Origin of the sequence: Fibrobacter sp. UBA2449, assembly GCF_002342555.1 — a bacterium.
In the GTDB taxonomy this organism is placed as follows: domain Bacteria; phylum Fibrobacterota; class Fibrobacteria; order Fibrobacterales; family Fibrobacteraceae; genus Fibrobacter.
In genome coordinates this window covers 65191-78850 of sequence record NZ_DDQF01000005.1, presented here as the reverse complement: position 1 = coordinate 78850, position 13660 = coordinate 65191, and the positions used below count along the sequence as shown (strand labels likewise).

19 protein-coding genes are annotated in these 13660 nt (G+C 53.5%); 14 read left to right on the top strand and 5 right to left on the bottom strand.

Features of this window, described 5'->3' with window-relative positions:
* The first annotated feature begins 56 nt into the window (after positions 1-56).
* Positions 57-866 carry a hypothetical protein gene (locus B4B27_RS01865; protein ID WP_290723114.1) on the top strand — a complete coding sequence of 270 codons (810 nt, stop codon included), beginning with the start codon at positions 57-59 and terminating at the stop codon, positions 864-866.
* 36 nt (positions 867-902) lie between these two features.
* Here B4B27_RS01865 and B4B27_RS01860 read toward each other — a convergent pair whose 3' ends face one another.
* The 4 genes from B4B27_RS01860 to B4B27_RS01845 form a co-directional block, all read right to left on the bottom strand.
* Entirely contained in the window at positions 903-1811 is a 909-nt protein-coding gene (locus tag B4B27_RS01860) for a hypothetical protein (protein WP_290723112.1), read from the bottom strand.
* A 163-nt stretch (positions 1812-1974) separates the two neighbouring features.
* Positions 1975-2385: a hypothetical protein gene (locus tag B4B27_RS01855; protein ID WP_290723110.1), complete on the bottom strand. Its 411-nt coding sequence runs from the start codon at positions 2383-2385 to the stop codon at positions 1975-1977.
* 36 nt (positions 2386-2421) lie between these two features.
* Positions 2422-2838 carry a flotillin-like FloA family protein gene (locus B4B27_RS01850; RefSeq protein ID WP_290723109.1) on the bottom strand — a complete coding sequence of 139 codons (417 nt, stop codon included), beginning with the start codon at positions 2836-2838 and terminating at the stop codon, positions 2422-2424.
* Positions 2839-2933: 95 nt separating this feature from the next.
* Complete coding sequence (locus B4B27_RS01845; RefSeq protein ID WP_290723107.1) at positions 2934-3233, bottom strand: hypothetical protein; 300 nt, start codon at positions 3231-3233, stop codon at positions 2934-2936.
* Between the two features lie 199 nt (positions 3234-3432).
* Between B4B27_RS01845 and B4B27_RS01840 the strand changes: the two genes are divergently transcribed.
* From B4B27_RS01840 to B4B27_RS01795, 10 genes are all read left to right on the top strand, one after another.
* Positions 3433-3738, top strand: a complete 306-nt coding sequence (locus B4B27_RS01840) for a hypothetical protein (RefSeq protein ID WP_290723105.1) — start codon at positions 3433-3435, stop codon at positions 3736-3738.
* Positions 3739-3881: 143 nt separating this feature from the next.
* Positions 3882-4046: a hypothetical protein gene (locus B4B27_RS01835; protein WP_290723103.1), complete on the top strand. Its 165-nt coding sequence runs from the start codon at positions 3882-3884 to the stop codon at positions 4044-4046.
* The gene (locus B4B27_RS01830) at positions 4024-4311 is read left to right on the top strand and encodes a BrnA antitoxin family protein (RefSeq protein WP_290723101.1); all 288 of its coding nucleotides are present in this window, start codon (positions 4024-4026) and stop codon (positions 4309-4311) included. The genes B4B27_RS01835 and B4B27_RS01830 overlap by 23 nt, the downstream gene beginning before the upstream one ends.
* A 398-nt stretch (positions 4312-4709) precedes the next feature.
* Positions 4710-5354, top strand: a complete 645-nt coding sequence (locus B4B27_RS01825; RefSeq protein WP_290723099.1) for an ABC transporter permease — start codon at positions 4710-4712, stop codon at positions 5352-5354.
* Between the two features lie 16 nt (positions 5355-5370).
* Complete coding sequence (locus B4B27_RS01820; protein ID WP_290723097.1) at positions 5371-5910, top strand: RBBP9/YdeN family alpha/beta hydrolase; 540 nt, start codon at positions 5371-5373, stop codon at positions 5908-5910.
* A gap of 151 nt (positions 5911-6061) precedes the next feature.
* On the top strand, positions 6062-7831 hold the full coding sequence (locus B4B27_RS01815) for a type II secretion system protein GspD (RefSeq protein ID WP_290723095.1): 1770 nt from the start codon (positions 6062-6064) through the stop codon (positions 7829-7831).
* A complete protein-coding gene (locus B4B27_RS01810; RefSeq protein WP_173381269.1) occupies positions 7831-8871 on the top strand; it encodes a hypothetical protein in 1041 nt (346 codons plus the stop codon). Before B4B27_RS01815 ends, B4B27_RS01810 begins: the two co-directional genes overlap by 1 nt.
* Complete coding sequence (locus B4B27_RS01805; protein ID WP_290723092.1) at positions 8861-9808, top strand: hypothetical protein; 948 nt, start codon at positions 8861-8863, stop codon at positions 9806-9808. The genes B4B27_RS01810 and B4B27_RS01805 overlap by 11 nt, the downstream gene beginning before the upstream one ends.
* Positions 9805-10155: a type II secretion system protein gene (locus B4B27_RS01800; protein WP_173381267.1), complete on the top strand. Its 351-nt coding sequence runs from the start codon at positions 9805-9807 to the stop codon at positions 10153-10155. The genes B4B27_RS01805 and B4B27_RS01800 overlap by 4 nt, the downstream gene beginning before the upstream one ends.
* Positions 10134-10343: a prepilin-type N-terminal cleavage/methylation domain-containing protein gene (locus tag B4B27_RS01795; RefSeq protein WP_290723088.1), complete on the top strand. Its 210-nt coding sequence runs from the start codon at positions 10134-10136 to the stop codon at positions 10341-10343. Before B4B27_RS01800 ends, B4B27_RS01795 begins: the two co-directional genes overlap by 22 nt.
* Positions 10344-10347: 4 nt before the next feature.
* Here B4B27_RS01795 and B4B27_RS01790 read toward each other — a convergent pair whose 3' ends face one another.
* Positions 10348-11874, bottom strand: coding sequence for a glycosyltransferase (locus B4B27_RS01790; RefSeq protein WP_290723086.1), 1527 nt, complete (start codon positions 11872-11874; stop codon positions 10348-10350).
* Between the two features lie 210 nt (positions 11875-12084).
* On the opposite strand from B4B27_RS01790, the gene B4B27_RS01785 reads away from it, so the two are divergent.
* The 3 genes from B4B27_RS01785 to B4B27_RS01775 are packed head-to-tail and all read left to right on the top strand — an operon-like array spanning position 12085 to position 13571.
* Positions 12085-12618, top strand: a complete 534-nt coding sequence (locus B4B27_RS01785) for a sulfurtransferase TusA family protein (RefSeq protein WP_290723083.1) — start codon at positions 12085-12087, stop codon at positions 12616-12618.
* A 12-nt stretch (positions 12619-12630) separates the two neighbouring features.
* The gene (locus tag B4B27_RS01780) at positions 12631-13236 is read left to right on the top strand and encodes a hypothetical protein (RefSeq protein ID WP_173366136.1); all 606 of its coding nucleotides are present in this window, start codon (positions 12631-12633) and stop codon (positions 13234-13236) included.
* Entirely contained in the window at positions 13233-13571 is a 339-nt protein-coding gene (locus tag B4B27_RS01775; RefSeq protein WP_173366135.1) for a hypothetical protein, read from the top strand. Before B4B27_RS01780 ends, B4B27_RS01775 begins: the two co-directional genes overlap by 4 nt.
* Positions 13572-13660 lie beyond the last annotated feature (89 nt).

Below are 13660 nucleotides of genomic sequence, written 5' to 3'. Positions count from 1 at the left end.
TGAAAAAAAGATTATATTATTTAATAGGGGACGGGAGAAAACAGAAGGAGGTTCTTATGAAGAAATCATTTATCTTTAGTACGGCTACGGCTCTTGCCATGGCGCTGGCTGCTTGTGGCGATGATTCGCCTTCATCCTCAAATCCTGCAGATTCAGAACTTGACAGTTCTAGTTCTGTAGAAGGAATGCTTTCTTCGTCATCGATTGAACAGAAAGGTTCCTCGTCAAAGGATGTGTCGTCATCATCAAAAGAAAAGGCGAAATCTTCGTCTTCTGTAGCTGAACAGAAATCTTCTTCATCAGAAAAAACTCTGTCGTCTTCGGAAGTCGTTGAGGAATCCTCGAGCTCGGATTCGGGCGATACGACTACTGTGAATTCTAGTTCGTCTACGGAAGATGCTTCTTCGTCTTCGGGACCGCAGGAATTGGATGTCCAGGTGTCAATGAATTGCTTTGCTGATTATCCTATTGGGGAAGTGCCGCCGCTTGCCACCAAAGCGTATATGCAGCCAGATTCGAACGGAAGGTTCTCGGGATCGATGTGGTATGTTGTAGATAACTGTCAAAGGCTTGGCGGAACTTTATCCAAGACGATGTCTGGGGACACCTTGGTCTTGAAATTTGTTGATGTGCAAGCGAGTTCCTATTGTCTCTGCTGGTCTGATTTCGCAATAAATTATGGATCTGAACTTGAAAGTATCAAGTATATCGATTACTCGGCGCCTTATGCCAAGCACAGTACTTACGAAGTTGTGCATGAGCCGGATCCGGGCAAGCCTCCCATGCCCGAATCTTCAAGTTCGATGAGTGTTCATGATTTGTTGTCGAGCGCGCGGACACTAGAGTCTTCGTCGAGCTCTTACTGATTGCATTCGCTAAGACGGAGGCCATCGGAAATTTTTTTAGAACCAGAATCCGAGCGAAGCGTTGGCGGTAAGGTAGAAGTCGTTGAAATAGAGGCTGCTGAGGACCGTTGCCCCGAGAGAAACTTTCCAGTGCTCGTCAATCCACTTCGATACGCCTGCGTATTGGCTCAGTATGAATGGGTTGTCGACGCGCGTGCGTAAGGTGTTCCCGTGCATGTCGTTCTCTTGCAGCTCGTATTCCTGTTCTATTGTGGGCACGTAGAGCAGCGGTGAGTAAGAAATCGCTAGGCCGTTCACGTAGAACGACGTGAAGATGCCTGCGCCCAGACGGCCTTGACGGACATTTTCTTCTTCAAGGTGCTTCTCTTCGGTTATGTCCTTGCATCCTTCCTTAGTGGGGGCGCTGCATTCGTAATAATCGAACGAAATGTCGCCCACGTTATAGAACTCGATATCGAAATAGGCACCGACTTCGAAATTCTTCTTGTTGATTCCGCCGATGACCCGAGCGTAGATTCCCGGGTCCAGGCCGATGGAATATCCCCATGCAAGTTCGTCTTTCGCCTTGAAAAGGTGCGTGAATGCTGCCGAGACGGGAAAGCGGTTTCGCTTGTAGCTGAACTTCTTTATTTTTGTTTCGGACATGATTTTTTTGTCATCGTCGCTTCCGCTGATTAGAGGGTCGTAATCGCCTTCTTTGAGTTCCGCGTTCTTGACGTTTTTCATTTTCATTTCTTCTTCCGTCGTGTAGTCGAACGAAAGAGAAAAACCCTTGATAGACGAGCCTGCTGCAAATTCCTTGCCTGCACCGGTGAAGTTTTCGGGAACGCTTGTCTCGAAAATGCCTTGCGTTAGGTTCCCCTGCCTGTACACGGGCGTTCCGCAGCCAGCCAGGAACATGGCGGACAGTGCTGCGGCAATCCACAAAAAACGTAGCGTGAACATGGTATTCCTCCTTCCCGTAATCGCATGGACTTTGCGATCCTAACTACCTTAATGTATATAATTAAAGATGCAAATTTATCGGAATCGGGGAACTTTATCGTGCGTTCGATGCGGATTCTTCGCTATTTGATGTATTTATGAAACAACGTGTTTCATTTACTAATCATACAATAGCGAAGAATTCCAGCAGTTCTTTCACGAAAATGGTTGTCAAGAGTAGGCAAATGACCAGAATGGAACTTCTGGTTAGGGGCCTGTCTTGCCAGGTGAAAATCTTTTTCTTTATCTCGATCTGCTTCGTGAAAATGCTTGCGATGGTTGCGACGAAGAATATTGCGAAAAATGTGATGATGTCCAGAAGCTTCAATGTTCTCCCGGTAATGGGGGAGAGCCCGAAAAGATCGAGAGAGCCGTAAAAACGGTCTAGTGCAAAAAACCAAAAGAGAAGTATGATAATGCCGAAAAGTACGGGCTGCTCATTCCATTGGATCTTGAAGATGTAGTCGATTTTCTTGGCCCGGGTAAAATGGATTCCCATGTAAAGTGCGCCAATGAAAGCAAATATATCGTCCATGGTTAAAAGTTAGGAATTTTTAAAACGCCTCGCTGGTTATATGATGCCGTTGAAGGACTTGTTTTTGGCGATGTTCTTTGCGACCTCAAGCATGTCGTCTCCGGCAAGGTCGAGTGCGGCGGCTTCCTTGAAATCGAGCTTGACGTTCGCCTTGTTTGCCGCGATGACAGCCTGAACTGTGCGGAGCACGTTGCCTCCGGCGAGGTAATGCGCTTCTAGCATGTCTAATTCGATAGGGTAGCCTTCGCTGCGGCCGAGGACGCTCGCTTCAATGATGGTTTGTATTGGGACCCTGCGCAGTCTCATGCCGAGAAGCCTGAAATAGCTCACCTCCACGTTGGAGTGCAAGGCCTTGATCCATTGGAAGAGTACTTGCAAAAGACCCATGCTGATGATGGATGTTATAATGGCGATCGCGATGATAACGATTTTGCTGATGTACTGGACTTCCACAGATTTTCTCCGATATGATTTTTTTGTAATATACCCAATTTCACGCCATTCCGCAAGAGAAAAATGGAATAATGTTGGCTGCGGCGGGAAATGATTCAATCTGCAATCCAGCCTTCTTCGGCTCTCTTGTCGCGATCTTTCTTGTATTTATCAATTTCTTTATCGACGGCCTTGAAGAATTCTTTAGTGTTCGGGTCTACATGCTGTAACATCCCCGATAAATCCTTCATCCAGTTTAAGCGAACCAATGGGTCGGCAAGATCGAAAAATTCTTTAGTGATTTCATCCCTAGTCGATTTATGTTCTTTCAAAAGCTCATTAATGGCTTCGTTGTCGCCGAAGTCGTATAAGGTCTTTTTCCCTAGATTAGAGAAATCTGTACTGATGAGTTTCATGATGGTTTCGTGTCGACTCTTGAAGAGGGTAAGGTTTACTTCTTGTAATATATCTTGTTTTACTTGCTTTCGCAAGCGAATTGGGGCTGAGAAATCAAAAAAAAGATTGGTTCGTGATATTAGGGCCATTTTTTGGAAATTTGTTCCTATTGACATTTTTTGACGTTTGCTTTGTGTATATTTTGTGCAAGGAGTTTTTATGGAATCGATGTGTGTTGGTGCCATTGTTGTGCTGATGATAGAGGCTGTGGCTTTTGCTTTCGGCTTCTTATGGGCTTTTGTGTGGCTTGTGTTTTTGAAGCCTGCTGGCCGTTTTCTGCATAAGGCTCGTCTTTTGACCCCCGTGTCATTTGCGTTGGTGATGCTTGCTTCGTTTTGGCTGATGTACAATGACTTGTTGAGCGGAGCTTTGGCTGTCTGGTCTTTTGTTGGAGGCATTCTCGCTCTATGCGGGCTGATTGCCTGGTTTGTTTTTGATCTTCTCGCGGGGCCACGGAATGATTGATTGCCTCCATTAAATATATTGTTTTTATAGTTCGTGGAGTAAATTCACTGAAAAACGCCCAAAAATGTATTGACAAAAGTGTAAATACAGGTTATATTTACAATGAAGATCGGAAAGCATGGACTTGAAAAGGCTGACGATTCGTGTCGGCACCGTCAAACCACGACGAAGATGTCGAACTCATCACTGGAAAGTGGGATGGAAAACTCTGGACAATCGTCGCGAACAGGAACACGGGAACGGTAATCACTGCCCGAAGGGCGCACGGAAAGGAGATAAGGCTCTATGAAGAAAAGCATGGACGTTGATTTCTACAAGAAGCATGACTTCGGCGACGAAATGCGCGAGGCTGTGGAGTCCGGACGCGGTTTCGTCGGAGAGAACATGACTCCCGACCAGTTCTTCGCTATGGCGCGGGCTAGGAGTGAGGCAAGGAAGGCCGAGAAGGCATCGAAGGCCGTCACTATACGCATTCCCGTGCGCGTAATTGAGGGCTACAAGAAGAAGGCTGCGTCTGATGGCGTAGGCTACCAGACGCTAATGAATGAAGTTCTAGAAGCAGCTCTAGGCTAGGATCTATTTTCTGAGTATACCTTTATTTATTCGGTTCCGCAAGTGGCCACATGGATTAATGTTGGCTGCGGCGGTGCTTCGCACGCTCACACAATCACTTCGTTCCAGTGTTCGCTTAGCGGAGCGCGCGCCTTCGCCAATCAACGGCGATTGCTCCGGTTAACAAGCGTTTGTTGCTTTTTGTTGCAGGTTGCGAGATGAACGGCGGGAGGAAGCCCTTGTGACTGTTAGTCCCTGCTGGCTTCCTTTGAAATGTATTTGAGGCTTGTAAAGATCCCCTATAAGTATACCCTCCTTAATATACCCATTTTGCATTGGTTCCGCAAGCGATAATAAATGTTTTTAGTGAACCTTTGCCCTATTTTGGCGCGAATAAATCTATCTTTTCACCCAAACCCATGCTCCACGTTTTTAGACACGAACTTCGCCTGATATTCCGGGATCCGCGCTTCTGGATTCCGTTCATCATCCCGCCGGTGATTCTCGCGGCGAGCCAGGGGATTGCAGTTTCGCGGTACGGCGGGCAGATTATGGAAGGCATGGAAGGCTACATGATGCTCCTGCTAGGTTGCCTTATGGCCCCGATGGGTTCGCCGTTGGCCGGAGATTCGTTTGCGGGCGAGCGCGAGCGCAATTCGCTTGAACTTTTGCAGCTTTCTCCCATCGCGCCTGCGAGGCTCTTCTGGGGCAAGTTGCTCGCGATTGTTCCGTTCCCGGTGGGTTTCGCGCTCCTGGCGCAGTTCGTCTACTGGGCGTCGCATCCCGATATTTCGACCATCGCTGCGCTCGCTTCTATTCTCGGCGCGCTCTCGGCGGTGTTCCTCACGACATCGTTCTCGCTGATGCTTTCGCTCCGCGTAAAGACGGTCCGTGCCGCGGCCCACATCTCGCTTTTCGTTGTAGTCCCGCTGCTCCTCCTGGTCCAGCTTTTCCACGAGACGTTCTTGGTCGGGCTTTTCATTCCCGCGGTTACGTTGCTTGTAAGTCTGGCCCTCAGCGTACTCACTGCTATCCTAAGCATGCGCAAGTTCGTGAGCATGTAATTCAACAAGGTTCTTGATGCATTATCTGATTGTTCCCGGTTACAGCAATTCTGGCCCCACTCACTGGCAGACTTATTGGGCGAACAGCATGCCCGATGCAAGTCGCGTTGAACAGCACGACTGGGAACACCCGCACAAGGCGGATTGGGTCGATACGCTCGACAGGACGGTGGCTGCGCTCGAGTCCGATACGGTTCTCGTTTCGCACAGTCTGGGGGTCGCGACGACGGTCCTCTGGCTTATGCAGAAGGCGAGGGAAGGTGCCGTTCCGGCGAAAGTCAAGGGCGTGTTCCTCGTTGCGCCTGCGGATATCGACGTGATTGACATTGTCGAGGACTTTGCTCCGATGCCTTTGGAAAAGTTGCCGGTGCCCTCGTGTGTTGTCGCGAGCGAGAATGACGAGTACGTGACTATTGAGCGTGCGCGTGTTTTTGCGGATGCGTGGGGTTCGATGTTCTTTGACGTGGGCCGCAAGGGGCATATCAATGCGCTTTCGAACCTCGGTGAATGGGAAGAAGGCCGAGCCCTCCTGAAGGAATTTGAAAAATTTCTCTAATTGCTGGTTTTTCCGTTTTTAATTTTGTAGATTATGCTCAACTCGTTTTTCGGGTTGTGTCGGCTGTCGAGTGACGCCCTTTTATTATAGTGTTAAAATCTAGGGGACGATTGTGCCTCGCAAAAATGCGGAGGAAAGTCGCGGATGCTTTATGCCCGCGGTAGCTTGCCTCGTTATTGTTTTACTTCTTTGCCTGGGGCGCGCGTGGTGCGCTGAGCGCGACGTGCCCGACAAGGTTTCGCTCGATTTCGTGGATGCGAGCCTGCAGGATGTCGCCCGCTCGGTGTCGCTTGCCTACGGGGTGCCCGTGCTTGTGGACGTCGGTGCGGAGGCGCGCGTCACGTTCCATCTCGATGGTGTCGGGCTGCTGGAGGGGCTCACGTCGTTGTGTTCTACCCTCGGGCTGGAACTCATTCGCGACGGGACGGTTTTCCATATCCGCAAGCGGCTGGAACGTGGCGAGAATTTTTTTCGGGTCAGAGATTCGCTTGTATCGCTTGACGTGCGGGAGCGCGACGTTCGTGAGTTTATCCGGGATTTTTCCGCGAATACGGGACTGAACGTGGTGGCTTCGCCCGATGTTGCGGGCCCCGTGAGCGGACGGCTGGAATCCGTACCGCCCGGGACTGCGCTCCGGGTGCTGCTCGAGTCGCACGGTTTCCGCGTGAGGCGCGATGCTGATTGCTTCCGTGTGGAACGCTCGCGCAATTCTCCCGCGGGTGGCTCGGGCCCGAATGGCGCGGGTGCGAACGGCGTTTCGCCCGCGGGCGCAAATTCCGTGCCGGATATCGTTCAGGACGATTCGCTCTATACGGTAGAACTGGACGGCACCCCGCTGGACATCTTCCTCAAGGAACTTTCGCGGGTATCGAACCTCAATCTGATGCTGTACGGAGACGTGCGCGAGAGCTTGCAGATGCGTTTTGAACGCGAACCGCTTGCGAATCTCCTGCAGTCGCTCTTTCGCGGGAGCCGCTACACCTATGCGCTGGATTCAAATACTTTGTTTGTGACGGAACGCGGGGCGAAAAACGTGCTCTCGCGAACGGAACTTTACCCGCTGAGGGCAACGACGCCGGAGACCCTCGTACCGCAACTTTCCAAACTGTTGCCGGGTTCGGGGCTTGTCGTGTCGGAAGTGAAGGAGCAGAACGCGCTGATGCTTCGCGGGTCGCCTTCAGAAATTGCGGAGGCAATCGCCATCCTTGAAAACCTGGACAGGCCCGCCATGCAGGTGACCATCTCGTGCGTAATCGTGGAACTCAAGCGCGGGCGCAATTTCGAAATCGGGCTCCACAGCGGCTCTACGCGCAAGACGGGCGAGAACGACCTGGGCGTGCGCGGGTTCTGGGACTTTATGGGGAAGGACGTTTCCACCTCGGGAGCGTTCGGGAAAATCGGGATTCTGCCGGCGCGTTTCGAGATGGAACTTTCCGCGATGGAAGAGAACAACAGGGCAGAAGTCCTTGCGCGTCCGCGGCTCACGACGCTCAACGGCAACAAGGCGGAACTGAACGTGACGAATACGGTCTATTACTTGGTGAGCCAGGTATCCGCCGACGGCTACCCGATTACGGATTACCGCAGTTTCAATGACGGAATCTCGCTTGAAATCACGCCGACGGTCACGCAGGGCGGGAGCATCACGCTGAACATTTCGCCCGAAATCAAGACGGCGGGGCGCTCGAGCGGCGACGGCCCGCGCGATATCAGCACGCGAAACCTGAAGACGACCGTCACCTTGAAAAACGGCGAGACACTTTGCCTGGGCGGCCTTGTACGGAAGGGCAAGTCGGAGGTGCGCACGGCGGTTCCGTTCCTCGGGAGCATCCCGCTTATCGGCAGGCTTTTCAGTTACGTGAGCGAGGTCGAAGACGAGAGCGAACTGGCCATTTTCATCACGCCCGAGGTGAATTTCTGATGCTGGAACGTGTTGCTTTTGTTGGAGCCCGCCTGTGGACTTGGGAACTTGTGACGAATTTTGATTCGGACGTGTCCCATGAAAAATTGCTGCAATGGCTCCGTGAAGATTTTCCGGAAACGCTTAGGGACCGCAATCCTGTTTGCAGGGAGATGGTGGGCTTCAACAGTTCGGGCGGGCGTCGGCACCGGTTCCTGGTGGCGCTTCCCGAAAAAGACGTAGAATGTCTCAGGCGGCATTTTGACCGGGTGCTCCCGCAGACGGCGATGCTTTACGGTGCTGCCGATGCGCTGATGCGGACAAACGATGGCTTCGGGAACTTGCGCTATGCGGTGCTTGCGGAATCGACGCTTTACATCCTTGTCTTTTTTGAGGGGCGGCTGTGCCATTGGACGGAGGAAGTGGCGCACGACAATGCGACTGCGGAGGAACGCCTTGAACGTTTTGACGAGTTCCTGATGCGTGATGACCTGTTCTCGCGGGCGGAATCGTGGCGGAAGGTCTTTGTGGAATCAAGGGAATTTTCGGATTCGCAGAGAAAGGCGCTTCTCAAGGCGGCATCCAGGGACCCGTTCTGGAAGGATTACGACCTGGACTTGTTCGATGGAATCAAACCTCGGGCGAAATGGCGTCTCGCCTTTGCGGCGACATTCGCTGTTGCTCTCTTTTTTTCCTTTGTTTGGCGCGGGAGCGGAGAGAATGTTGCAAAAGTCGACATGGCGGCCCCGTCCTTGTCGGTCGCCCCGGAAATCACCGTCGTTGATCATCCGATGGGTATGTCAAGGGGCAAGGATGGCGTCCGGGTTATGAAGGTGGATTCTCCGGAAGCGTCGTTCCCGGATTCGCCCGCATGCCTTGTGCTGTTCAAGATTCGTGGAATTGTCGGCGGCAGGCTTGTCCGGGTCGAGATGGAAGATGGACGAATGGCTTGGTTTCGGACGGGTGATTCTCTTGGAAATTTCCGGGTGGAATCCATCGGCGGTTCTAAGGTGTCGCTTGCCTGCGGCGGCCGTATCGTGGAGGTGGAAAATGGGATGTAGGGGTTTCGTCTTGCCGTTCGTGTTGATTATTTTGCTTTCGCTGGGAATCCTCTTCCAGGGACTGCTGCATGCCTCGGGAAATCTGCGCCGCTACGCGGACAGGGTCGCGCGGGAGGCGGGTGGCATCTATGCTGCGGAGTCGGCGATTGTCGCTTTTCTTCACGGCATGCCGCATGGGGAAGTGGCCATAGAATCCGAAGAGGGAAGCTTGTGGGGAAGGGTGTGCGCTCCGGTTCCGGGCGATTCGTTGCAGAAGCCATCGAAAGTTTGTGCCCTGTACGGGTCGAAGTTCGCGAGGTTCCGTTTCGAGGACTGGATGCTGTTTGTTCAGAACTTGCGCCGTGGGGTGCGCGAAGGGATTGCAGGCGACTTGCGCCTGCGGCATTTGTCGGGGAACCGGCGCTTCTTTACGCTCGATTCTTCGGCCGCGTTCCGGATACAGGACGGGGACCTTTATTTGGACCTGGATGGACGAGTCCGGAGCGCCTCCTTCGACGTGGACGGGAATGTAGCGGTAAAGGGGAGCGCGACGTTCGATACGCTCCGCATATTTGCGCGCGGCAATGTCGAACTCGGGGGGCGAGTCTCGGTCGCGTACCTCGAACTTGTGAGCGATGCGTTTGTGGAAGTTAAGTCTGAATTCAGCTTTTCCGGCGGGCTCTACGGCCGCGATGGGCTCCGCATCGCGGGCCGTGCGCACGGGATATTCCCGTGCGTCGCGGTGTCGCTCGGGTCGGGCGACAGCCGCGCCGAGCTCGCCGGTCACGCCCTCTTCGAGGGCGTGATTGCATCCCCCGGAGGTAGCGTCGATATCGAAGACAAAAAAAATCTTTTGGGTGCGTCGTATCCGGGGTCGGTGACGGATTCGTCTTTTGCGTTGTTGCCGGTCGTGTTCGATGGCGACCGTATGGTGTTCCGCCGGAGGTTTGAACCATGAACCGGACATGCGGATTCACCCTGATGGAAATCCTTGTCGCCTTTGCCGTGCTTGCGTCGGGGCTTGCCGCCATTTCATTTTTCCCGGCCGCTTTTGCCCGGATGTCGGCTCGAGAAAAGTCCCGGGCAGATGCTGTGGTAGAGGCTATATCCTACTTGGAACGACGAATCTCCGCTCCGGAGCGTTGCTCCGACACCTTGTTTGCATGCCCTGCCCCTGCATGCGGTGGCGGGTTTAGCGTCTTGCAATCGTGGACGCTCGGCATGGGCGGATTCCAGTGGGTGGAAGTTCGCGCGGAACCCTACGTTTTCAGGAGGTTGCTGCGGTGCACCGTGGATTTACGTTGATGGAACTGATGGTGGCTCTCGCTCTTGCCGGAGTCCTGGTCTCGCTTTCGCTCGGGGCTTACGGAAAAGGGCTTCGCGACTACGCCTACGCGCTTTCTTCGCATTCGTTGATGTTCGATGCGAAAGTCCGAGAAATGCAAAAAAGCATCCGCGAACTTCGCGGATGCCCTGATGCAAATCGTTTGTAGCGGATTACGATTCCTGCTCTTCGACGTTGCCGTGTTCCTTGCGGGCCTTGTGCACTTCGATGATGTTGCCGATAAAGTGCATAAAGCTCAGGACGCCCACGGAGAGGAAGCCCACCGCATAGAGGGCGAGGAACGGTCCGATAATGAACTTCTGTGCGCCGATGTATTCCAGAAGACCGAAGATGCAGTAGACGCCCACGGCAAGTTCGAGGACGGCCATCCAGGGGAACTTCTGTGCGTAGTGGCTCTTCGCCTTCTTCTTGGATCCGCCGCTCTTCGGGGTGCGGACAAAGCTGCCCTTCACGCCGGTCACGGCACCGAACACGGCACGCGTGTTGTTCACGGCGATGCCCACGCCAAGCGCCATCAAGATGGGGAGGCTCAGCATGCGGATTTTCCAGCCGGTGTAGCCCGAGCAGCGCTGTGCAACGAAGTAAAGGACGGAAGGAGCGATAGCGGCGAGGAAAATGAAACTGAAGCCGATGGTGTAGGCCCAGCTGGGCAAGTGCGCGACCGGTTCGAAGAACGCGAGAAGCGGCCAGGCGCAGAGGGCGGTAAACAGCATGCAGGGGTGAATGGAGTAGTGCGTGGTGTGCAGGAACGCGCCAATCTTAATGCGGAGCGGAACCTTCGCCTTCCACACGCGCGGCAGAATCTTGATGGCCGTCTGGATGGAACCGCGGGCCCAGCGGAACTGCTGTGCCTTGTAGGCGTTGATGTCGTTCGGGAGTTCTGCCGGCACAATCACGTCGAACACGAACTTCATCTTCCAACCGGCGAGCTGGCTTCTGTAGGAGAGGTCCATGTCTTCGGTCAGGGTGTCGCCTTCCCAGCCGCCACCGTCGTAAATAGCCTGCTTGCGCCACACGCCTGCGGTACCGTTGAAGTTCATGAACAGCTTGCCCCAGCTACGGGCGGACTGCTCGATAACGAAGTGGCCGTCGATACCGATGGACTGGGCGAGCGTAAGGCCCGATTCCGTGCGGTTCAGGTGGCCCCAGCGGCCCTGAACGAGGCCGATCTGGTCGTCCATCACCAGGTAGGGGATGGTCTTGAGGAGGAAGTCCTTCTCCGGAACGAAGTCCGCGTCGAAAATCGCGAGGAATTCGCCCTTAGCGACGGCCATGGCTTCCTTGAGGGCGCCGGCTTTGAATTCCTTGCGGTTCGTGCGGTGGATAAGCTTGATATCGTAACCCTTCGCGGCAAGTTCGGCCACCTTCTTCTTCGCCACTTCGTAGCATTCGTCGGTGGAGTCGTCCAAAACCTGGATTTCGTGCTTGTCCTTGGGGTAGTCGATAGCGCAAACCGCGTCGAGCAGTCGTTCCACGCAGTTCGCCTCGTTAAATACGGGGAGCTGGGTCGTGACCTGCGGGAGGTCATTGATGGAATGCTCGCGGTAGAACTTGAGAATCTTTTTGCGGTCGGTGAGTCGCGTGGTTCGGCTGTTTTTGAGGAACAAGTAGATGCTGTAATAACAGCTAAAGCCGTAAATCACCAAACCCACACCGGCGATGACATATACTACGAACATTGCGTAGAGGAGAAATGTATTCATCGTATCAAAAACCTTTGCATTTGTGATGCTTGGCGCCAAATATAGAAATTGAACCAAAACTTTGCTATGTTCTAGGTCGATTTTTTATGTTAAAAAAGTTGGTAGGATAGGCTTTTTTGAAAAAAAATCATTTTTGTGTATTTTTCTGAGAAAAAAACAGATTTTTATGATAAAAGGAATGAAACGATGGAAGAACGGCAACAGGCAGATGCTCGGGCGGTAGTCCGCTGGATGGAGGCGAACCGCGGTTCGGCTGGGTTTGCGGAGGCGCTTTCGAGGCTTGTTTCCTTTGCTTGTGCGGAGTGGCTCCGCCGGGGATTGGGGGTGCCCGTTCCGCCTGCGGAGGCCCTTTCCCGTGTCGCCCTTGCGCGCCTTCCCGACGTCCCGGTCAACCGCTGGCTAGAGTCCCCGGAAGAACATCAGGCTGAAATTGCCGATTTTTGCGCAAAATCGAAGTCCGGACCTCTGCCGGAAGCCCTGCAGGGGGATTTGCCTGGCGAACTCGACCTGCGGGGGGTGAAGTGCCCCCTGAATGCGGCTCGGTCAAGGCTCGTGATGGCCGGTTTTCCGCCGGGAAGGGAACTTTCGATACTCCTTGACGAGGGTTCCCCGATCGAAAATGTACCGGGAGCGCTGGTTGCAGACGGCTGCCGCATCGTTTCCCGCGAAAAAAATGCGGATTTTTGGAAAATTTCGGTGGTCAAACCCGCCGATAAGTAGTAGATTATAATCGTGGAAAACAGGATCCTCATCATAGGTGACGAATTGCTCGGCGAACAGGGCGAAGTGGCGACCCGCTGTGCCGAGATGCTCCTTTGCAGGGCGCCCAACCGCCCCATGCAGTTTTCCATCAATTCCCCGATTCCGCTCCTGCTTCCGCAGCTCCTGTCGCGTGCGGCGTCCGATATCATCGGCAAGAAGGCGGGGCGCATCGTGCTCGGCCTCGGGCTTCACGACTTGACGAGGGGGGAACACGGCAACGGGGCGAAAACGGCCGAAAACTATGGGAACCTGGTCCGTGAACTTGTTAGTAAGACCCAGTCCGACATCTTTGTCGAGACCATTCCGTGCGACCTGCTCCCGGATGCTTCCGACCAGATTGAGGTCATTAACGAGGCCATCCGAGGCTTCGAAAGCGAGTTCCCGGGACGCGTCAAGGTCCTCGATTTCGCCAGCCACGCGCAATTTTTCAAGGAAAAACAGGTGGAACGCGGCAAGTTTGCCCGGAGCCTCTATTCGGACGAGGCGAAACCCACTTCTTTGTGCATCACGTTGCATTCCCTTTTCCTGCAAGATTGTATATTGAAAGAGATTAAAGAAAACAAGGAGATGATATGAGCCTATTAGATGACGCATTTGCAAGGAAGATTGCCGCCCAGAAACGTGCCTGGGAAATGACCCATGACCAGGACAAAAAGGAACACGTGCGCCGTGAGCCTGCTGCTCCCAAGATGGGTATCTGCGACAAGTGCCACCGCGAGGCACTGGTGAGGCCGTTCCGCTCCCGCCAGGCCGACAAGATGGACGGCGCTGCAAGCTACGGGACCGTCATCAAGCACTTCTGCGAGGAATGCGCCCCGAAGTCTAGGGCCCAGAAGGACGCCGAGGTTCCGCAGCTTTCCAAGAAGCAGGTGAAGAACCTGATGCGGTCTGCCAAGAAGGGCCTGTTGTAGCCTTCGCAAAGGTCTTCCATTATTTTTTCTTTTTACCCTTAACGGGTATTGTAAAGTTTTCTAAATTTGGCGCCGTTCTTCAATCTCGG